Annotated in this window: 19 protein-coding genes; 7 read left to right on the plus strand and 12 right to left on the minus strand. The window is 70.1% G+C overall.

The genetic code is table 11. The features are described 5' to 3' along the window. Window positions 1–34: 34 nt before the first annotated feature. From QNO14_RS00240 to QNO14_RS00255, 4 genes are all read right to left on the minus strand, one after another. Complete coding sequence (locus QNO14_RS00240) at window positions 35–709, minus strand: peptidylprolyl isomerase (RefSeq protein ID WP_257506995.1); 675 nt, start codon at window positions 707–709, stop codon at window positions 35–37. Window positions 710–794: 85 nt separating this feature from the next. Continuing rightward, window positions 795–1622, minus strand: coding sequence for a MetQ/NlpA family ABC transporter substrate-binding protein (locus QNO14_RS00245; RefSeq protein ID WP_257495254.1), 828 nt, complete (start codon window positions 1620–1622; stop codon window positions 795–797). A 43-nt stretch (window positions 1623–1665) separates the two neighbouring features. Further along, window positions 1666–2391: a methionine ABC transporter permease gene (locus tag QNO14_RS00250; RefSeq protein ID WP_257506994.1), complete on the minus strand. Its 726-nt coding sequence runs from the start codon at window positions 2389–2391 to the stop codon at window positions 1666–1668. After that, the gene (locus QNO14_RS00255; protein WP_257506993.1) at window positions 2388–3374 is read right to left on the minus strand and encodes a methionine ABC transporter ATP-binding protein; all 987 of its coding nucleotides are present in this window, start codon (window positions 3372–3374) and stop codon (window positions 2388–2390) included. The genes QNO14_RS00250 and QNO14_RS00255 overlap by 4 nt, the downstream gene beginning before the upstream one ends. Before the next feature lie 199 nt (window positions 3375–3573). On the opposite strand from QNO14_RS00255, the gene QNO14_RS00260 reads away from it, so the two are divergent. Next, window positions 3574–4860 (plus strand): adenylosuccinate synthase, encoded by a 1287-nt coding sequence (locus QNO14_RS00260; protein ID WP_257495257.1) that lies wholly within the window; start codon window positions 3574–3576, stop codon window positions 4858–4860. Next, window positions 4860–6161, plus strand: coding sequence for a lactonase family protein (locus tag QNO14_RS00265; RefSeq protein WP_257506992.1), 1302 nt, complete (start codon window positions 4860–4862; stop codon window positions 6159–6161). The genes QNO14_RS00260 and QNO14_RS00265 overlap by 1 nt, the downstream gene beginning before the upstream one ends. A gap of 279 nt (window positions 6162–6440) precedes the next feature. Here QNO14_RS00265 and QNO14_RS00270 read toward each other — a convergent pair whose 3' ends face one another. Next, window positions 6441–7613 (minus strand): AI-2E family transporter, encoded by a 1173-nt coding sequence (locus QNO14_RS00270; RefSeq protein ID WP_257506991.1) that lies wholly within the window; start codon window positions 7611–7613, stop codon window positions 6441–6443. 83 nt (window positions 7614–7696) lie between these two features. Between QNO14_RS00270 and QNO14_RS00275 the strand changes: the two genes are divergently transcribed. Beyond that, a complete protein-coding gene (locus QNO14_RS00275; RefSeq protein ID WP_257506990.1) occupies window positions 7697–7993 on the plus strand; it encodes a chorismate mutase in 297 nt (98 codons plus the stop codon). A gap of 53 nt (window positions 7994–8046) precedes the next feature. Here the strand turns inward: QNO14_RS00275 and QNO14_RS00280 are convergent, their stop codons facing one another. The 3 genes from QNO14_RS00280 to QNO14_RS00290 are packed head-to-tail and all read right to left on the minus strand — an operon-like array spanning window position 8047 to window position 10024. Further along, the gene (locus QNO14_RS00280) at window positions 8047–8742 is read right to left on the minus strand and encodes a hypothetical protein (protein ID WP_257506989.1); all 696 of its coding nucleotides are present in this window, start codon (window positions 8740–8742) and stop codon (window positions 8047–8049) included. Beyond that, window positions 8739–9647 carry an ABC transporter ATP-binding protein gene (locus QNO14_RS00285; RefSeq protein WP_257506988.1) on the minus strand — a complete coding sequence of 303 codons (909 nt, stop codon included), beginning with the start codon at window positions 9645–9647 and terminating at the stop codon, window positions 8739–8741. The genes QNO14_RS00280 and QNO14_RS00285 overlap by 4 nt, the downstream gene beginning before the upstream one ends. After that, window positions 9644–10024, minus strand: a complete 381-nt coding sequence (locus QNO14_RS00290; RefSeq protein WP_257495263.1) for a GntR family transcriptional regulator — start codon at window positions 10022–10024, stop codon at window positions 9644–9646. Before QNO14_RS00290 ends, QNO14_RS00285 begins: the two co-directional genes overlap by 4 nt. 299 nt (window positions 10025–10323) lie before the next feature. Here QNO14_RS00290 and QNO14_RS00295 point away from each other — a divergent pair, with 299 nt between their 5' ends. From QNO14_RS00295 to QNO14_RS00305, 3 genes are all read left to right on the plus strand, one after another. Next, window positions 10324–11679 carry a quaternary amine ABC transporter ATP-binding protein gene (locus QNO14_RS00295; protein WP_306815116.1) on the plus strand — a complete coding sequence of 452 codons (1356 nt, stop codon included), beginning with the start codon at window positions 10324–10326 and terminating at the stop codon, window positions 11677–11679. After that, the gene (locus QNO14_RS00300; protein ID WP_257506986.1) at window positions 11676–12605 is read left to right on the plus strand and encodes an ABC transporter permease; all 930 of its coding nucleotides are present in this window, start codon (window positions 11676–11678) and stop codon (window positions 12603–12605) included. The genes QNO14_RS00295 and QNO14_RS00300 overlap by 4 nt, the downstream gene beginning before the upstream one ends. A gap of 112 nt (window positions 12606–12717) precedes the next feature. Beyond that, the gene (locus QNO14_RS00305; protein ID WP_257506985.1) at window positions 12718–13623 is read left to right on the plus strand and encodes a glycine betaine ABC transporter substrate-binding protein; all 906 of its coding nucleotides are present in this window, start codon (window positions 12718–12720) and stop codon (window positions 13621–13623) included. Between the two features lie 204 nt (window positions 13624–13827). On the opposite strand, the gene QNO14_RS00310 is transcribed toward QNO14_RS00305, so the two are convergent. Genes QNO14_RS00310 through purL form a run of 4 tightly spaced genes read right to left on the minus strand, consistent with a single transcriptional unit; the run spans window position 13828 to window position 17906 of the window. Continuing rightward, the gene (locus tag QNO14_RS00310; protein WP_257506984.1) at window positions 13828–14556 is read right to left on the minus strand and encodes a hypothetical protein; all 729 of its coding nucleotides are present in this window, start codon (window positions 14554–14556) and stop codon (window positions 13828–13830) included. Window positions 14557–14595: 39 nt separating this feature from the next. Continuing rightward, complete coding sequence (locus tag QNO14_RS00315) at window positions 14596–15375, minus strand: hypothetical protein (protein WP_257506983.1); 780 nt, start codon at window positions 15373–15375, stop codon at window positions 14596–14598. A gap of 53 nt (window positions 15376–15428) precedes the next feature. Further along, entirely contained in the window at window positions 15429–15563 is a 135-nt protein-coding gene (locus tag QNO14_RS00320; protein ID WP_257495269.1) for a hypothetical protein, read from the minus strand. 12 nt (window positions 15564–15575) lie between these two features. Further along, window positions 15576–17906 (minus strand): phosphoribosylformylglycinamidine synthase subunit PurL, encoded by a 2331-nt coding sequence (gene purL / locus QNO14_RS00325; RefSeq protein WP_257506982.1) that lies wholly within the window; start codon window positions 17904–17906, stop codon window positions 15576–15578. Window positions 17907–18055: 149 nt separating this feature from the next. On the opposite strand from purL, the gene QNO14_RS00330 reads away from it, so the two are divergent. After that, complete coding sequence (locus tag QNO14_RS00330) at window positions 18056–19003, plus strand: zinc-binding dehydrogenase (protein ID WP_257506981.1); 948 nt, start codon at window positions 18056–18058, stop codon at window positions 19001–19003. Window positions 19004–19213 lie beyond the last annotated feature (210 nt).

Consider the following 19213-nt stretch of genomic DNA (forward strand, 5'->3'; position numbering starts at 1 on the left):
TGAAGGCGGGGATGCCGCCCGAGCGACGGGACGCTCAGCCGATGACGACGTCGGTGATGGTCACCGGCGTGGCCGGCGGTCCGTCGGGGGCCCCGCCCTCGGCACCGGCGGCGGCGATCTTCTGGACGACCTCGAGGCCGGCGGCATCCATCTGCCCGAACACCGTGTACGACGGCGGCAGCTCGCTGTCCTCGTAGACGAGGAAGAACTGCGAGCCGTTGGTGTCGGGGCCGGCGTTGGCCATCGCGACGGTGCCGGCCGGGTAGGTCTCGGTGCCGTCGAGTTCGTCGGCGTAGCTGTAGCCGGGACCGCCGCGGCCCGTGCCGGTCGGATCGCCGCACTGCAGCACGAAGATCCCCGAGGTCGTGAGGCGGTGGCAGATCGTGTCGCTGTAGTAGCCCTGCTCGGAAAGCGACACGAAGCTGCCGACGGTGCACGGGGTGCGCTCGGCGTCGAGGGTCAGGGCGATGGGGCCGGCCGAGGTCTCGAGCGTCGCCGACACCTCTCCGGTCACCTCCGGGGTGGCGGGCGGGTTGTCGACCTCGACCGCGGCGCTGCCGCCGGTGCGGTAGGTGCAGTCGCCGGTCTGTGTGGCGCTCGCTTCGGGGGTGGCATCCGGGGTCTCGCCGCCGGTGCCGGTGCCGGCGCATCCGGCGAGGACGAGAAGCGACGCGGCGAGCAGCGGAAGGGCGAGAAGACGGGAGCGCATGGCTTCAGCGTACGGCGGTGGGCCGCCCCCTTCCACGTGCGAAGGCCCCACTCGGCGCGGAGCGGGGCCTTCGGTGGTGCGGGTGTCAGCCCACGACGGGGACGACCAGGCCGCCCCAGGTCTCGTTCTCGAAGTCCGCGACCTCCTGCGACGTCAGCAGTTCGTAGAGCGCCTCGATGCGGGGGTCGTCGACGAGCTCCGGGCGGGTGGCGAGCACGTTGTAGTACGGGCTGGACTCGCCCTCGAGCAGGATCGCCTGGTCGCCGCTCAGGCCGGCGGGCAGGGCGAACGAGATGGTGACGAACGCGGCATCCACGTCGGGGAGCGCCTGCGGAAGGGTCGCGTTCTCGATCTCGGTGAACTCGAACCCGCGGGGGTTCGCCGTGATCCCGGTGAGGTCGACCACGCCGTCCTCGACCTCGATGAGGCCCTCGTCGGCGAGCAGCTGCAGTGCACGGCCCTCGTTGGTGGGGTCGTTCGGGATCGCGATCGTCGCGCCGTCCTCCAGCTCGTCGAGGCTGTCGACCTTGTCGGAGTAGAACGCGGCGCTCGGGAGGTACGCCTCGCCCACGCTCACGAGGTCTCCGCCGGTGGCCTCGTTGAACGTCTCGAGGAACGTGGAGTTCTGGAACAGATTGGCGTCGATCGAGCCGTCGACCAGCGCCGTGTTGGGCGTGTTGTAGTCGGTGAAGGGGACGAACTCGATCGTGAGACCGAGGTCGGCGGCGCCGTTCTCGGCGATGTGCTGCAGGATGTCGCCGGCGGGGGTCTGCAGGGCGCCGACCTTGAGCGTGCCGAGACCGTCGGATGCCGCGGCGTCGGTGTCGGCGTCGGATCCTCCGCCGCAGGCGGTCAGGGCCAGGGCGGCGGCCGCGACGGCGGCCAGCAGGGGGAGACGGTTCTTGCGGAGCATAGGGGGTCCTCTCGGGCGGAGCGGGTCGGGTTGGTCGATCGGGTCAGGCGGGGTGGGCGGCTCGCACGCGGGAGCGCCGCTGCCGGGTGGGACTTCTGCGCGCCAGTCGCCGGGCACCCCAGGCGGCCAGGGACTGCAGCGCCATCACGATCGCGAAGATGATGACGATCACGGCGATGATGTGGATCCAGCTGTACTGCTGGTAGCCGTAGCGGATGGCGACGTCGCCGAGCCCGCCGCCGGCCACGGTGCCGACCATCGCGGAGAAGTTGATGATCGAGGTGACCGTGGTCGACAGCCCCAGCAGCATGGGCGCGGCTGCTTCGGGGAGCAGCACCTTGGTCACCAGCTCCCAGCGGCTCGCGCCGAGCGACGAGGCGACTTCGAGCATGCCGGGGTCGACCTCTTTGATCGCGATCTCGACCATGCGGGCGAAGAACGGGATCGCGACCATCGACAGCGGCACGATCGCCGCGGTGGGGCCGATGAAGGTGCCGACGATCAGGCGCGTGAACGGGATGAGCGCGACCATCAGGATGATGAAGGGCACCGAGCGGCCGAGGTTGACGACGAAATCCAGCACCCGATTGACGACGATCGCCGCCGTGCGCGAGCCGAACAGCCGGTCGAGAAACCGGCCCTGCTCGGTGCCGACGAGCACGACACCCAGCGGCAGGCCCACGATCACCGTGACGGCCAGGGCCACGCCCACCATGTACAGCGTCTGGCCGGTCGCGACCAGCAGCACCTGCACAAACTGATCGTTCATACGAGCACACCCTCCTGAAGCACCTCGACGAGAAGGCCCTGTCCGCGCAGGTCCGCGATGACGGATGCCGCGGCGGGCGCGGGGATCTCGAGCCGGGTGCGCCCGGCCTGCGTGCCGCCGATCTGCTCGATCAGCGCGCCGAGGATCGACACGTCCACATCGTGCTCGCGGGCGAGGCGGGCGATGACCGGGCGGTCGGCGGTGCCACCGGCGAAGGTGATGTCGATGACGGTGGCATCCGGGGCAACGTTCTGCGGCACGCCGCCGAGCGGGAACAGCTGCGCGGTCAAGCGCGAGCCCGGGGTGCGGATGAGATCGACCAGCCGGCCGCTCTCGACGACGCGGCCCGCCTCCACGAGGGCGGCGGAGTGGCAGGCGGCCTTGACCACGTCCATCTCGTGCGTGATGAGCAGCACCGTGAGGCCGAGTTCGGCGTTGATGCGGCGGTAGAGGTCGAGGATCGACGCGGTCGTCTCGGGGTCGAGGGCGCTCGTGGCCTCGTCCGACAGCAGCACGCTGGGGCGGGCGGCGAGGGCCCGGGCGATGCCGACGCGCTGCTGCTGACCGCCGGACAGCTCGTGCACCGCCGCGTCGCCGCGGTGACCGAGGCCGACGAGGTCGAGCATCTCCTGCGCACGCACGCGTCGCTGGGCGCGCGGCGTTCCGTCGAGTTCGAGGGCCAGTTCGACGTTGCCGCGCACCGTGCGGCTGCCGAGCAGGTTGAAGCGCTGGAAGACCATGCCGATGCGGCGGCGGGCGGCGCGCAGGTCGGGTTCCCGCAGCGCCGTGAGGTCGGTGCCGTCGACCATGACCCGGCCCTCGTCGGGCCGCTCGAGCAGGTTCACGATGCGCGCGAGCGTGCTCTTGCCCGCCCCGCTCTGCCCGACGATGCCGTAGACCTCGCCGGTGGGGATCGTGAGGGAGACGTCGTCGACGGCGGCGAGGTCGCCGTAGCGTTTCGTGACGTGTTCGAGCGCGATCATGGGGACTGTTCCGGCCTTTCCAGAGCTCCGCGCCACGCCGATCGGCGGCACGGGGGCGGGATCGATCCAACCTGCAGCGCCGGGGGTTCGGTAATCGCGTTACGCCCCGTGTCGTCCCCCGGGGCACCTCTCCCGCTCGGGGGCCGACGGCCCTGCCGGATAGGATGGGGTCTCACCGTCCGTTAACGGGGGAGCAGCCATGCCAGGCATCGTGATCGTCGGCGTCCAGTGGGGAGACGAGGGCAAGGGCAAGGCCACCGACCTCCTCGGGGACCGCACCGACTGGGTCGTCAAGTTCAACGGCGGCAACAACGCCGGCCACACCGTCGTCATCGGCGACGAGAAGTATGCGCTGCATCTGCTGCCCTCCGGCATCCTCTCCCCGGGCGTGAACGCCGTGATCGGCAACGGGGTCGTCGTCGACCTCGAGGTGCTGTTCGCCGAGCTCGAGGCGCTGAACGCGCGTGGGCTCGACACCTCCCGGCTGCGGGTGAGCGCCAACGCGCACATCATCACGCAGTACCACCGCACGCTCGACAAGGTCACCGAGCGCTTCCTGGGCAAGCGTCAGATCGGCACCACCGGTCGGGGCATCGGCCCCGCGTACGCCGACAAGATCAACCGCGTCGGCATCCGCCTGCAGGACCTCTTCGACGAGAACATCCTGCGTCAGAAGGTCGAGGGCGCCCTCGATCAGAAGAACCACCTCTTGGTCAAGGTGTTCAACCGCCGAGCGATCAGCGTCGACGAGGTCGTGGACGACCTGCTGTCGTACGCCGAGCGGCTGCGGCCCATGGTCTGCGACACCGGCCTGCTGCTCAACGATGCGCTGGATGCCGGTGAGGTCGTCGTGTTCGAGGGTGGCCAGGCCACCATGCTCGACGTCGACCACGGCACATATCCGTTCGTCACGTCGTCGTCCGCGACCGCGGGCGGCGCCGCCACCGGCTCGGGCGTCGGACCGAACCGCCTCGACCGCATCGTCGGCATCGTGAAGGCGTACACCACGCGCGTCGGGTCCGGTCCCTTCCCGACCGAGCTCTTCGACGAGCAGGGCGAGTGGCTGCGCTCGCGCGGATTCGAGTTCGGCACCACGACCGGGCGTCCGCGCCGGGTCGGCTGGTACGACGCACCCATCACCCGGTACGCCACGCGCATCAACGGCATCACCGACCTGGTGCTGACGAAGCTCGACATCCTCACAGGCCTCGACCGCATCCCGGTGTGCGTCGCGTACGACGTCGACGGCACCCGCTTCGAAGAGGTGCCGGTCAACCAGACCGACTTCCACCACGCGACCCCGATCCTGGAGTACTTCCCCGGCTGGAGCGACGACATCTCGGGCGCTCGCACCTTCGAAGACCTGCCCACGGCTGCCCAGGACTACGTGCTCGCTCTCGAAGCCATGAGCGGCACGCGCATCTCGGTCATCGGCGTGGGCCCGTCCCGCGACGCCGTGATCGTGCGCCACGACCTCGTGGACTGATGCGCCTGCTGCTCGGCGGGTACACCGCCGACATGCAGGGCGCCGCACGCGGCATCGGCGTGCTGCGCGCCGGTGAGGCGGATGCCGCCTCCGCCGGCGGTCCGCTCGCCTTCGAGGGCGAGGCCGTGGTCACCGGCGGCTCGCCGTCGTGGTTGGCGTGGCATCCGTCGCTGCCCGTCGTCTACGCGGCGATGGAGGGTGCGGGCACCGTGCAGGCGTTCCGCCGGTCTGGTGCGATGGGGCTGACGCGGCTCGGCGGGCCGGCCGAGGTCGGCGAGGCACCGTGTCACATCGCGGTGGCCCCCGACGGCGCGTCGCTCATCGCGAGCTGCTGGGGCGACGGGCGGGTGGTGCGGGTGCGGGTGGATGCCGAGGGACGCCCCGGGCCGACCGCGGCCGCAGGTGCCGCCCGGGATCCGTATGCACGCGAGGGATCCGCGGGTGCCGCGGGTGCCGCCGCCGACGCCGCTGACCTCTCCGACGCCGTGGCGTTCGCGGTGGCCGGGCAGCGCTACGGGGATGATGCCCGCGAGGAACAGCAGGGTTCGCAGGTGCTCGACCTGACCGCCGCCGCGGAGGCGCTGCGCCAGGTCGCCGGCGACGAGTTCGCCCACCTGGTTCCGGAGTACGCCATGCCTGAGCCGCCGGTGGTTGCGGCCGGGGCCGGGCCGGATGCCGACGCCGGGGCACCCGCCGCACGGTCGTCGCACGCACACCAGACCGTGTTCCTGCCCGGCGGCGTGCTCGCGACAGCCGACATGGGGTTCGACCTGGTGCGGTTCTGGCGGGGCGGCGATGGCGGCGGTGGCATGCGGGCGCTCCCCGACGTGGTGCTGCCGCGCGGCAGCGGGCCGCGTCACATGGTCTGGCATCCGAGCGGGCACCTCTATGTGGTGACCGAGCTGTCGCGCGAGTTGTTCGTGCTGGCCCCGGATGCCGCCGGCGCGTGGCGCCTGGTGTCCGGCACCCCGCTGGCCGCCGGCACGCTGGCGGACGACACTGCGGCCGAGGTCTGCCTCTCGCGGGACGCGCAGTTCGTATACGTCGGGGTGCGCGGCAGCGACACCCTGGCCGTGCTGCGCGTGCGCGGAGACGGCTCGCAGGTCGAGCCGGTGGCGCTCGCCGAGGCCGGAGTGGCGTGGCCCCGCCACCACATGGTCGTGCTGGATACGCTGCTCGTGGCCGGCCAGCGCTCGGGCGACGTCGCCGCACTCACGCTCGACATCCGCACGGGACTCCCCGGCCGCCCGCGGGTGCGCACCTCGGCGCCGTCGCCGACGTGCATCGTGCCGTTGCGCTGACCTCGGTCGTGCCCGCCGCCTGGTCGCGGCGCTGTCGTGCCCCGGTTTTCTTCGTCCACTCGTTTTCGCATGTGAGTTCCGGTTCACACAGCCCTCTGGGGTACGGCCGGGGTGTGTGAGCGGGAAGTCACATGCGGAATCAACGGATGGTCGGTCGACAGTCATGGGGCTGTGCGCGGCCGCGTAGACACCGTCTGCGGGTGCGTGAGCGGGAACTCACATGCCGAATCCGGGGATGCTCGGTCCCGACGCCGGCCCGGCCGCGGCGCCGCGGCGGAGTCAGACCTTGGCGTCCTGCCGAGGGATCCATACCTGCTTGATGATGAGCAGAATCGACGCCGTCACGGGAATGGCGATCAGCGCCCCGAGCAGCCCGAGCAGCGTGCCGCCGACGAGAGCCCCGATCACCACGAGAGCCCCGGGCACCGAGATCGCGCGGTTCATCACCCGCGGCGTAAGGATGTATGCCTCGATCTGCATGTAGACGAGATACGCGATGCCGAAGACCAGAGCAGCCAGCGGGCTGGAGAACAGCGCGATCACCGTCGCCAGCACCCAGTACGCGACGGTTCCCACGAGCGGTATCAGCGTCAGGCAGAACGCGATGACGGCCAGCAGTGCGGGGAACGGCAGCCCCAGCACCAGATGGAGGATGAGCGCCACCATCGAATTGAAGAACGCCAGCACCACCATGCCCATGAGGTAGCCGCCGATCGAGTCCGTGATCTCGGTCGTCAGCGACGCCACTTTCGACCGGCTGCGCGCGGGCGTGAGGCGCACGAAGGCGTTCTTCATCGCCGCCAGCGATGCGAGGAAGTACAGGGTCAGGACGAGCACGATCACCACGCCCGAGATCGCGCTGGCGATGCCGACACCCACCTGCAGCACGCCACCGCCGATGCTGGCGATGTTGCTCGGGTTCGTGATGAAGTTCTGCGCGTCGGTGAGGAGGGTGCCGACCTGGTCGCTGAAGTTGGTCTCCAGCCAGGAGTAGACGTTCGACTTCTGGAAGTCCGACACGAGCGATGGCAGATCCTTGGAGAACTGCGCGACCTGCCCGGCGACCGTCGGGATGATGAGCCACAGAATGCCCGCGATCGCGACGGCGAAACCCGCGAAGACCATCGCGATCCCCCCGGGGCGGGGGATGCCGTGCCGCTCCAGCCAGCGGACGACCGGGTCCAGTCCCAGGGCGGCGAAGAGCGCGAACGCGACGTAGATGAGCACCGTCGACAGGTTCGAGATGGCCAGCCCCAGCACGAAGGCCGCGAGGCCCCCGAGGGTCAGCAGGAAGCCCAGCGCGAACGGGTTCGACAAGCCGGCGAAGACGCGCGCCGTCGCGGTCGACCCTCCGGGCGGCGCCGCGGCCGTCGCAGCGGTGCCGGGGGCGGTGCCCGAGTCGGTGCCGGCCGCCGCATCGGCGGCGAGCGGGCGTGCGGTGGGGTCGGTCATGGGCACACTCTAGGTCGGTGCCCGGCGCGGGGGACAGGGGCCCGGTCGCCTCGCGCCGGTAGGGTCGGAAGCAGGAGGATGCCATGACCGACGAAGACCCGACGACGACACTGGCTCGGCTGCGCAGCAGCATCGACAACATCGACGCCGCGCTCATCTTCATGCTCGCTGAGCGCTTCCGCTGCACCAAGCAGGTCGGCATCCTCAAGGCCGAGCACGGGATGCCGGCATCGGACCCCTCCCGCGAGGAGCAGCAGATCGCGCGCCTGCGGCGGTTGGCCGAAGAGGCCGACCTCGACCCCGAGTTCGCTCAGAAGTGGTTCACGTTCGTGGTGGCCGAGGTGATCCGCCACCACACCGCCGCCGCCGACGGGCGCTGACACAACGCGCGAACGCCCCGAGCCGAAGCCCGGGGCGTCCGCGACGCGGCGGATCAGGGAACTGCGCGGCGAAGCGTCCGCCAGGAGATCACGGCCAGCACCGCGATGAGGCCGACGCCCCACAGGGCCAGGCCCAGTGCCCCCTGTGCGACGAACCATTCGGCGAACGCACCCCAGGACTGTGTCTGCGTGATGAACCAGGCGAGGGCCACCAGGGCGAGCGCGAGTCCGACCAGGACCACGGTGAGCCACAGGTTGCCGAACCGCTTGTAGATCGTCGCGCCCCAGAATCCGCAGACGAAGAACAGCAGCGCCAGCACGAAGAACACGAACCCGGCGGCGACCGGTCCCGCTTCCCACACCCACGGCAGGTAGAAGAAGTAGCCGTTCATGCCCCATCCGTCGGTGGCCTGCTCGAGCAGCCCACCGATCACGAACACCAGACCCAGCAGGGCAGAGGTGAGCACCGCGGTGAGCACGGTCCCGGCGTAGAACTCCCGCCGCGTCACGCTCATCGCCTGTGAGAAGGGGAACGTGAGGGTGAGCGCCTGGATGCCGACCACTGCGAAGTACCACAGCGGCGCCTGCGCACCACCGCCGTACTTCGGGCCCACCACCCCGGCGTAGTCCAGGATCCCGTAGATCGCCAGCGTGATCACCAGCGTGCCCGCCAGCACGATGAGCGGGACCCAGATGTACGTCGCCCGGTTCGCCAGCTGCATGCGGACGACATTGACGGTGCGGCTCATCGCAGTGCTCCTTCGTCGATCGCCGACGCGGTGCCCGCGGCGTGCTGGGTGATGCGGACGATCAGCTGCTGCAGCGACACCGGACCCACGTCCAGGCCTGCTGCTGCCAGTTGCGCCCGCTCGGATGCCGTGAGGGTGCCGAGCACGGTCACACTCGACACGCGCCCGAGGGTCTCGCGATGGATCACCTCGCGGCCCGCGACGAACGCCTCGACAGCGGCGCTGTCGCCGACGATGTTGGCTGCGCGACTGCGCGCCACGTCGGTGTCCTCGTCCATGACGATGCGGCCTCGGTCGATCACCAGCACCCGCTCGAGGAGGTTGGACACCTCGTCGATCAGATGGCTGGAGAGGATCACCGTGCGGGGATGCGCGGCGTAGTCCTCGAGCAGCCGGTCGTAGAAGATCTGGCGCGCGACGGCATCCAGGCCCAGGTAGGGCTCGTCGAAGAACGTGATCTCCGCACGCGCGGCGAGCCCGATGATGACGCCCACGGCGGAGAGCTGACCACGGGAGAGCTTCTTGATCCGGGTCTTGACCGGCAGCTGGAAGTCCTCGATGAGGCGCTCGGCGAAGTCCTGGTCCCAATTCGGGAAGAACAGCCGGGCGGTGTCGAACGCGTGCTTGGGCAGCGCGTCGTCGGGGTACTTCTGGCTCTCACGGACGAAGCACATCCGCTGCAGGACGCCCGCGTTCTCGTACGGATCCTCGCCGAAGATGCGCACGTCGCCGGACGTGGCGAAGTTCTGCGCGGTGAGGATCGACATGATCGTCGTCTTCCCCGCACCGTTGCGGCCGAGGAGCCCGTAGATGGTGTCCTTCTGGATCTCAAAGCTCACGTCGTCGACCGCGACGGTCTCGCGGTAGCGCTTGGTGAGGTTCTGCACCTCGATGACGGAGGTCATCGTGCCGTCCCTTCTCCTGTGGTGGTGTACCGGCGCTGGATGAGCGCGGTGAGGTCGTCGGCGCCGAGGCCCAGGGCGCGGGCTTCGGTCAGCAGTGGGTCGATGAAGCGGTCCGCGAAGGCGGCGCGACGCTCGCCGCGCAGCTGCTCGCGCGCCCCCGGGGCGACGAACATGCCGATGCCGCGTCGCTTGTACAGCACGCCCTTGTCCACGAGCATGTTCACTCCTTTGGCCGCCGTGGCGGGGTTGATGCGGTGGAAGGCCGCGAGCTCGTTGGTGGAGGGCGCCTGCGTCTCCTCCGCCAGGCTGCCGTCGACGATGGCGTCCTCGATGCTCTCGGCGATCTGCAGGAAGATGGCCCGGCCGTCTTCGATCACGGTGCTCCGTCCGCTGGTTCATTACTTGACCAACTAACCATGCAACGCGGAGGCCGTCGTTGTCAAGAGAGCGTGTTTTGCGGGATCCGGCCGCCGCTGGGTACGGTTGAACGCGGGCCGTGAGGCCCCGACGACCAGTCCGCGGTCGCTCGCCCGGCCTACCCGAGGCCGCATGGCGCGAGCGAGCGTATGGTCGGCGGTCTGGGCGGCGGACCCGATGTCTGACGCCGAGGTGCCGTGCCGCGTCGATCTCCGACGCCTGTGCGCAGCGCCGATGACCGCCCACCCGGGCGTAACCGATGCGGCCTGACGCCACGGCTGCCGAGGTGAAGCACGTGACTTCTGCACCCGCTGTCGAAGCGAAGAATCTGTTCAAGGTCTTCGGACGCAACCCCAAGGATGCCGTCAAGCGGCTGCGCGCCGGGCAGAGCCGGGCCGACGTGGCCGACGCCGGAACCGCCGCCGTCATCGACGCGAGCTTCACCGTTCAGCCGGGCGAGATCTTCGTGATCATGGGCCTGTCCGGGTCGGGCAAGTCCACGATCATCCGCATGCTCAACGGACTGCTGCAGCCCACGATGGGCGAGGTGCTCGTGCAGGGTCGCAGCGTCACGGGGGCCTCGGCCGCGGAACTGCGCGGCATCCGTCGCGAGTCGATCTCGATGGTGTTCCAGCATTTCGCGCTGCTGCCGCACCGCACGGTGCTCGACAACGCCGCGTATGCGCTCGAGATCCAGGGCGTCGGCAAGGCCGAACGCCGCCGCCGCGCGATGGAGATCCTCGAGAAGGTGGGCCTGGGCGACCGCGCCGAGGCGATGCCCGATGAGCTCTCCGGTGGCATGCGTCAGCGGGTGGGGCTTGCCCGCGCGCTGACGGCCGGCACCGACATCCTGCTCATGGACGAGGCGTTCTCGGCGCTCGATCCGCTCATCCGCCGCGAGATGCAGGAACAGCTGGTGGAGCTGCAGCGGGAACTCGGCCGCACGATCGTCTTCATCACCCACGACCTCAACGAGGCGATGTTCCTCGGCGACCGCATCGCCGTCATGCGCGACGGGCGCATCGTGCAGAACGGCACGCCCGAAGAGATCCTCACCGACCCGGCGAACGACTACGTCGCGCAGTTCGTGCAGGACGTCGACCGGGCCCGGGTGCTCACGGCATCCGCCGTCATGGAGCCCGCCCACGCCACGACCCCCGTCAGCGCGGGGCTGCGCGGCGCGCTCCGGTCGCTGCGCGAGCTGCAGGCCGGCTCGGTGTTCGTCACCGAGAACCGCAGGCTGCTGGGCGTGGTGAGCGACCGCCAGGTGATCCGGGCGATCAAGGCGGGCGAGACCGACCTGCGCGCCGTCATCGACGTATCCGTCCCGACGGTGTCGCCCGAGGATCCGCTGACCGACGTCGTCGAGCGCGCCGTCGAGACGACGGTCCCCGTGCCCGTGGTGGATGCCGCCGGTCGCCTCGTCGGCCTGATCCCGCGGGTGACCCTGCTCGCGGCGCTCGGGAACGTCCCCGCGACGACGCAGGCCCTGCCCATCATCGAGCCGGCGCCATCGGTGCGGCCGGCCGACCTCGCCGCCTCGCTGGCGGAGCTCGGCGCGGCCGAGGCCGATGCCGCCGACCTGGCGGCCTCGTCGAAGGGGGGAGTGGCGTGAACGACGTGCGTCTTCCGATCGGCGACATCGCCGAGACCTTCGTCCGCTGGCTGATCGACACCTTCGGGTGGCTGTTCGACGGACTCCGCTCGCTGTTCCTGGCGATCTACGACGCGCTCGAGTGGGTGCTGCAGGCACCGCCGTTCTGGGCCGTCATCGTCGTGCTCGCCGCGCTGGCGCTGTGGGCCAAGGGCGTGTGGCTCGCCGTCGGCACCGTGGTCGGGCTCCTCGTCATCGTGGGTGTCGGCCAATGGCAGAACGCGATGCAGTCGCTCGCGCTGGTCATCGTCGCCTCGGTGATCGCGCTCGCGATCGGCATTCCGCTGGGCATCTGGGCGGCGCGCAGCGACACCGTGTCGAAGATCGTCCGCCCCGTGCTGGACTTCCTGCAGACCATGCCGGCGTTCGTGTACCTCATCCCCGCGCTCATGCTGTTCCGCGTCGGCGTCGTGCCCGGGATCGTCGCGACCATCCTCTTCGCCCTCGCCCCCGGCGTGCGGCTGACCGAGCTCGGCATCCGAGGCGTCGACCGCGAGGTCGTCGAAGCCGGCCACGCCTTCGGTGCCTCGCCCGGTCGCATCCTGCGCCAGATCCAGCTGCCCCTGGCGCTGCCGAGCATCATGGCCGGCGTCAACCAGGTGATCATGCTGAGCCTGTCGATGGTGGTCATCGCCGGCATGGTCGGCGCGCGCGGCCTCGGCGGCGACGTCGTGCAGAGCCTGCAGAAGATCGACATCGCGCTCGGCGTCGAGGCCGGGCTGTCGGTGGTGATCATCGCGATGATCCTCGACCGGGTGACCTCCGCGCTCGCCGCCCGAGGGTCCCGTCGCGGCGGCCGCGCCGCCTCGCGCGGCCGTGGCGCGGGTCGAGCCGGTACGCGGGCCGCCGAGGCGGACGAGCCGCAGCCGGTCGCGGCATCCGCCTGACGCCTTCAGGCCCTGAGACTTGCGAGCTCATCACTCGCGGGGGGTGCGGAGATTCCGCGCCCGACCACAACGACCGCTTCGCGCACAGCACGCGAAGGGAGAGGAAGTCACGATGACCAAGAGAAACACGTTCCTGGGGGCGCTCGCGCTCACGTCCGCCGCAGCTCTGACGCTCACCGGCTGCGCCGGCGGGTCCGACGAGGGTGCCGGCACCGAGGGGGATGCCGCGGCAGACCGCCCCATCACCATCGCCGTGTTCAACGGCTGGGACGAGGGCATCGCCGCGTCCGAGCTGTGGAAGGCCGTGCTCGAGGAGCAGGGCTACGACGTCGAGCTCGAGTACGCCGACCCGGCGGCCGTCTACAACGGCATCGCCAGCGGCGACTACGACCTCACGCTGGACACCTGGCTGCCGCTCACCCACGCCGACTACATCGAGGAGTACGGCGACGACATGGTCGACCTCGGCGCGTGGAACGAAGACGCCAAGCTCACCTTCGCGGTGAATGAGGACGCGCCGATCGACTCGATCGAGGAGCTCGCCGACAACGCCGACCTCTTCGGCAGCACGATCTACGGCATCGAGTCGGGCTCGGGTCTTGCGACCGTCACCGACGAGGCCGTCATCCCCGGCTACGGCCTGGAGGCCTTCGACCACGTGACGTCGTCGACCCCGGCGATGCTCACCGAGCTCGACACGGCCACGCGCGCCGGTGAGAACATCCTCGTGACGCTGTGGCGTCCGCACTGGGCGTATGACGCGTTCCCGATCAAGGACCTCGAGGACCCGAAGGGGCTGCTCGGCGAAGCCGAAGGCATCCACTCGTACGCCTCGACGACGTTCGAGGAGGACTTCCCCGAGGTCTTCGAGTGGCTGAGCGCCTTCGAGATGGACAGCGAGACGCTGTACTCGCTCGAGAACGCGATGTTCAACGAGAGCGACAGCGACGACTACGAGGACATCGTGGCCGAGTGGATCGCCGCGAACGAGGAGTATGTCACTTCGCTGACCTCCTGACCGCGCGCTCGCGAGTGAGTATTCGCGCTCGCGAGTGAGTATTCGTCGCTTCGAGTGAGTACTCGTGGGACCGCGGCTTCGGCTGCGGGCGTCTCCATGAGTACTCACTCGTCGGCGTTCACGCTCACTCGGCGAACCGAGTACTCACTCGCCCTGCCGAATACTCACTCGTCGACGCGAATACTCACTCGGCGACGCGAATACTCACTCGGGGGTTCCGGAGGTGATCTCCAGCGACACCTTCGTCTCGAGCACGTCGATCGCCTCGTCCGACAGCGCGATCAGGCCGTTGAGCTCCTCGCGCACCCGCTTGTACGCCAGCTGCCGTTCCGAGGGCGTCGCCGCCTGATCCACCGCGACCGACAGCAGCTGCTGCGCCGTCGCCAGGCGCTTGCGCTCCACCTCGCTGAACGATGAATCCCGCATGCGCCGCGCTTCGCGCTCGGCCAGGTCGAACGCCACCTCGAACTCCGTGACGGCCCTGCGGTACTCGTCGAGCTGCTCCGCCGACACCTTCGCATTCGCCGATTCCGGCCGCAGGTGATCGGCGTGCTTCTTCGCCCGCAGGAAGGCCGCCGTCAGGGGCTGGCGCCCGTCGCTCATGGCGGGGAAGGCGATCAGCTTCGCCACATCGAGCTCGTAGTCGAGCCAGCGCTGCGTCACACCGTCGTGCAGCGCGAACAGCTGCTCGAGCTGGCTGGGCTGCGGCGATGGGCGGGTGATCGCCGTGGGAATGGATGCCGTGGCCACCGGACGTCCCCGGGCTGCCGCCTGCGCTGCCTTCAGCTCGCTCTTGGCGCGGATGATCTCGAGGCGCCGCTTGTGCCGGCGCTTGCTCGCCCGCTGCCACCCCTCCCATGCCCCGCCGAACACCCCGGCCAGCGGGAACGCCAACCACCAGTAGCTCCCGAGAAAGGTGACCAGCTCATCCACTCTGTCATGCTAGCCCGCGGCGCCGGCGGTGACAGCGCGCTACTGCGCGGCGGGCGGCTTCGAATCCCGCGACGGAACCGGCCACTGCCCTCGCGGCGGAAGCCCCGGAACCCCCGGAACCCCCGGAACCCCCAGGATCCCCGGCACCCCACCCCGCGCCGCGCGCTGGGCGTCGCGCTCAGCCGCAGCGAACGCGGTCTCGGCCGCATGCACCGCATCGCGATACGCCACGAACCGCTCCGGGGTCACCTTCTCACGTGGGGTGGCCGGGCGCAGCCACTGCGCCTCTCGCTGCGCCTTGAGGAACGCCAGGGTCAGTGGATGCTGGGACTCGAGCATCTGTGGGAACGCGAGCGCTTTCGCGGCATCCGTCTCATACTCCAGCCACCGAGCGGTGACGGCGTCGAGACGGGCGGTCAGCTGCTCGATCGGCAGCGGCGCGTCGCGGCCCGCCGTCGCGTAGCGGGCGCGCATCGCCTTCACGCGGCTGCGGCTGGCGCGCAACTGCAGCGATGCCCGCTTCTCGTCGTACTTCGCCTCCTGCAGCGCCCGCTTCGCCTCGGACATGGGGCCGGGAAGCCACGGAGTGCCCCGCCGCGCCTTCTCGCTCAGCACATCCGCCTGCGCTGCGCGCAGCTGCGCCCGGGCGGCCTGCAGCGCGCGGTAGGAGGCGAGCTCTTCGTGGCGGGCGGCGTCGAGCTCCAGGCGGCGGGCGCGGCGCCGGTTCGTCGTCAGGGCGCTGTAGCCGAGGGCACCCGCGCCGGCGGCTGCCGGAGCGACCCACCACCACGACTCGAGAACCAGGAGGACGGCGTCCACCCTGCCATGCTAACCGGGGCCCGCCGACGCCGCTCCGGGTGCCGTTCGAGCGTTCAGCCGAACAGCAGCGCGATCACGGTCGACCCGCCGCCGACGAGGATCAGCGCGGCGATCACGACCCAGGCGACGATCTTCATGCGCCGCTGGCGTCCTTGGCCGTAGTTGCCGTACTCGTCGTCGCTGCTCATGTCATCTCCTCGTCAGGCGGGCTCGGCGACCGTCGCGCCGAACGCGGCGGGAAGGGTGGCCTGCGACCGCTCGCGCAGCTCGGCTGCGGACACGGTGAACACGTCCTGGATCTCGAGCGCCGGGGCGTCACCGTCGCCGGGGACGTCGGTCACGCCGATGCGCATGACCGGGTAGCCGCGGCCGTCGCACAGCCCGCGGAACTTCACGTCGTCTTCGCGGGGCACGGTCACCACGACCCGTCCGGTCGACTCCGAGAACAGCGCCGTCGCGGCATCCACGCCGTCGCGCTCCATGATCTCGCGCAGCCACACCCGGGCGCCGACGCCGAAGCGCATGACGCCCTCGGCGAGCGTCTGGGCAAGGCCTCCGCCGGAGACGTCGTGGGCGCTGGAGACCAGCGACTGCAGGGATGCCGCGTGCAGCAGGTCCGCCAGGCGCTTCTCGGCCGCGAGGTCGACCTTCGGCGGACGACCGCCCAGGTGCCCGTGGATGGTGCCCGCCCACTGCGAGCCGCTGAGCTCGGTGGCGGTGACGCCGAGTAGGTAGATGTTCTCGCCGGCATCCTGCCAGCCGCTCGGGATGCGGCGGGCCACGTCGTCGATGATGCCGAGGACTCCCACGACCGGAGTCGGGAAGATCGGGGTGTCGCCGGTCTGGTTGTAGAACGACACGTTGCCGCCGGTGACCGGGACGCCGAGCTCGAGGCAGGCATCCGACAGACCGTCGACGGTCTGCGAGAACTGCCACATGACCTCGGGGTTCTCGGGGCTGCCGAAGTTCAGGCAGTCCGTCACGGCGGTGGGAACCGCGCCGGTCACGGCGACGTTGCGGTAGGCCTCGGCGAGGGCCAGCTTCGCGCCCTCGTAGGGATCGAGCTGGCAGAACCGGCTGTTGCAGTCGGTGGCGATGGCGAAGCCCAGGCCCGACTCTTCGTCGACGCGGATCATGCCGGCATCGTCGGGGAAGCTCAGCGCGGTGTTGCCCAGCACGTAGTAGTCGTACTGGTTGGTGACCCACGAGGTGTCGGCGAGGTTGGGGCTCGCGACGAGCTGCAGGAACTGCTCGCGCAGCGCCTCGGGGTCGTCGGTGCGCGGCAGCGCCGAGGCGGAGTCCTCGCGGAGGGCGTCGATCCAGGTCGGGTAGGCGACGGGGCGCTCGTACACGGGGCCGTCGACGGCCACGGTCGAGGGATCGACGTTGACGATCTCCTCGCCGTGCCAGAAGATCTGCAGCCGGCCGTCGCCGGTGACCTCGCCCAGCACGCTGGTCTCGACGTCCCACTTGCCGGTGACCGCGAGGAACGCGTCGAGCTTCTCGGGAGCGACGATCGCCATCATGCGCTCCTGGCTCTCGCTCATGAGGATCTCCTCCGGCGTGAGCGAGGGGTCGCGCAGCAGCACGTTCTCGAGGTCGACGCGCATGCCCGATCCGCCGTTGGCGGCCAGCTCGCTGGTGGCGCAGGAGATGCCGGCGGCGCCCAGGTCCTGGATCGCCTCCACCAGCTCGCCGCGGTAGAGCTCCAGGCAGCACTCGATGAGCACCTTCTCGGCGAACGGGTCGCCCACCTGCACCGCGGGACGCTTGGTGGGTCCGCCGTCGGCGAAGGTGTCGGATGCCAGGATCGACGCACCGCCGATGCCGTCGCCGCCGGTGCGGGCGCCGAAGAGCACGACCTTGTTGCCGGCGCCGGTGGCGTTGGCGAGCTTGAGGTCCTCGTGGCGGAGCACCCCGACCGCGAGGGCGTTGACGAGGGGGTTCCCCTGGTAGACGGCGTCGAACACCGTCTCGCCGCCGATGTTGGGAAGGCCCAGGCAGTTGCCGTAGAACGAGATTCCCGAGACCACGCCGTGCACGACGCGGGCGGTGTCGGGGTTGTCGATGGCGCCGAAGCGCAGCTGGTCCATGACGGCGACGGGGCGGGCGCCCATCGAGATGATGTCGCGGACGATGCCGCCGACGCCCGTGGCCGCGCCCTGGAAGGGCTCGATGTAGCTGGGGTGGTTGTGCGACTCGACCTTGAAGGTGACCGCCCAGCCCTCGCCGACGTCGACGACGCCGGCGTTCTGGCCCATCCCCACCATGAGGCGGGTCTTCATCTCGTCGGAGACCTTCTCGCCGAAGCGGCGCAGGTAGATCTTGCTCGACTTGTAGGAGCAGTGCTCGCTCCACATGACGGAGTACATCGCCAGCTCGCCCGAGGTGGGGCGGCGGCCGAGGATCTCGCGGATCTTGGCGTACTCGTCGGCCTTGAGGCCCAGAGCCGCGTACGGCTGCTCCCTGTCGGGGGTGGCGACCGCGTTTTCGACGGTATCGGCGACAGAGGTCGAAGAGGGGGTGGTCACGCGGCTCAGCTCCAGGGATTCGTCGGGGCGCCGGACGGGTCCATCCTAGTCGCGCGCGGCTTTCGCCCGGGGTCGCGGCGACACCTCTCACAGGCGCGCGGCGTAGCGTGAAATCAGCCCGAAAGGGAAGCGAACACGAAGGAGCAGCCATGAAAGCCTGGCAGTTCACCGGAACCCACCAGCCGCTCGTCCTGAACGAGGTGCCCGATCCCGAACCGGGGCCCGGCGAGGTGGTGCTGAAGATGACGGCGGCAGGCCTGTGCCACTCCGACGTCGGCGTGCTCGAGGACGAGGGCTGGCTCTCGATGCTCGCGAAGCTCCCCATCACGCTGGGGCACGAGAACGCGGGTGTCGTGGCGGCCGTGGGTGAGGGCGTCACCGACTATGCGGTGGGAGACCGGGTCGCGGTGTGTCCGACGACCGCAGTCGGCGCTCCCGGCTACGGATACGACGGCGGCTTCGCGGAGAAGATGGCCGTGGCCGCCGAGGCGCTCGTCCCCATCCCCGAGGGCGTCGACGACGTCTACGGGGCGGCGGCGACGGATGCCGGCATGACCTCGCACGCCGCGGTCATCACCAACGGCGGCGTCAAGGCCGGCGACACGGTCGGCATCATCGGGCTGGGTGGGCTCGGCCAGATCGGCGCCCGCGTCGCCGTGCTCGCCGGCGCGACGGTCTACGTGGCCGAAGTCAACGAGTCCGTCTGGCCGCTGGCTGAGGAGATCGGCGCGGCGGGAGTCGCGGCATCCATCACCGATTTCCCGGACGTCACCTTCGACGTCATCGTCGACTTCGCCGGATTCGGCACGACCACGGCGCAGGCCGTCGACGCCATCCGTCGCGACGGCACGGTGGTCGTGGTGGGCATGGGCAAGCTCGAATCCACCATCAGCACGAAGTCGCTGATCCTCAACCAGTGCATCCTGCGGGGTTCCAATGGCGGTACGAAGGAGGACATCGTCGGCGTGTACGAGTACATGAAGACGGGGCAGCTGAAGCCCGAGACCACGACGATCCGCTTCGACGAGATCGCCGAGGGCCTCGAACGGCTGCACCGCGGCGAGGTGAAGGGCCGCCTGGTCGCGACGTTCGACTGACGGCGGTTCGCAGCGCACGCGACGTCCGCCACCGACGTCGACCGGGCCGGCCTCGGCTGACCCGCTCCCGAGTGAGTATTCGCGTCGCCGAGTGAGTATTCGCGTCGCCGAGTGAGTATTCGCGATGCCGGCCCGGGTGAGACCATCGTGGGCTCCGAGCTCTCGCTCGATGAGCGCTTGCTCGGAGCCCACGGGATGAGTCTCGCCGAT

The sequence above is a fragment of the Microbacterium sp. zg-Y625 genome (genome assembly GCF_030246925.1).
GTDB classification, from domain to species: domain Bacteria; phylum Actinomycetota; class Actinomycetes; order Actinomycetales; family Microbacteriaceae; genus Microbacterium; species Microbacterium jiangjiandongii.

What these genes read in the sequence shown, in the direction of transcription:
- QNO14_RS00275 (WP_257506990.1), top strand. Translation starts at nt 7,697, where the DNA reads ATGACCGACGAAGACCCGACGACGACACTGGCTCGGCTGCGCAGCAGC.
- QNO14_RS00245 (WP_257495254.1), bottom strand. Translation starts at nt 1,622, where the DNA reads ATGCTCCGCAAGAACCGTCTCCCCCTGCTGGCCGCCGTCGCGGCCGCC.
- QNO14_RS00260 (WP_257495257.1), top strand. Translation starts at nt 3,574, where the DNA reads ATGCCAGGCATCGTGATCGTCGGCGTCCAGTGGGGAGACGAGGGCAAG.
- QNO14_RS00265 (WP_257506992.1), top strand. Translation starts at nt 4,860, where the DNA reads ATGCGCCTGCTGCTCGGCGGGTACACCGCCGACATGCAGGGCGCCGCA.
- QNO14_RS00270 (WP_257506991.1), bottom strand. Translation starts at nt 7,613, where the DNA reads ATGACCGACCCCACCGCACGCCCGCTCGCCGCCGATGCGGCGGCCGGC.
- QNO14_RS00295 (WP_306815116.1), top strand. Translation starts at nt 10,324, where the DNA reads ATGCGGCCTGACGCCACGGCTGCCGAGGTGAAGCACGTGACTTCTGCA.
- QNO14_RS00280 (WP_257506989.1), bottom strand. Translation starts at nt 8,742, where the DNA reads ATGAGCCGCACCGTCAATGTCGTCCGCATGCAGCTGGCGAACCGGGCG.
- QNO14_RS00240 (WP_257506995.1), bottom strand. Translation starts at nt 709, where the DNA reads ATGCGCTCCCGTCTTCTCGCCCTTCCGCTGCTCGCCGCGTCGCTTCTC.
- QNO14_RS00320 (WP_257495269.1), bottom strand. Translation starts at nt 15,563, where the DNA reads ATGAGCAGCGACGACGAGTACGGCAACTACGGCCAAGGACGCCAGCGG.
- QNO14_RS00285 (WP_257506988.1), bottom strand. Translation starts at nt 9,647, where the DNA reads ATGACCTCCGTCATCGAGGTGCAGAACCTCACCAAGCGCTACCGCGAG.
- QNO14_RS00255 (WP_257506993.1), bottom strand. Translation starts at nt 3,374, where the DNA reads ATGATCGCGCTCGAACACGTCACGAAACGCTACGGCGACCTCGCCGCC.
- QNO14_RS00250 (WP_257506994.1), bottom strand. Translation starts at nt 2,391, where the DNA reads ATGAACGATCAGTTTGTGCAGGTGCTGCTGGTCGCGACCGGCCAGACG.
- QNO14_RS00330 (WP_257506981.1), top strand. Translation starts at nt 18,056, where the DNA reads ATGAAAGCCTGGCAGTTCACCGGAACCCACCAGCCGCTCGTCCTGAAC.
- QNO14_RS00305 (WP_257506985.1), top strand. Translation starts at nt 12,718, where the DNA reads ATGACCAAGAGAAACACGTTCCTGGGGGCGCTCGCGCTCACGTCCGCC.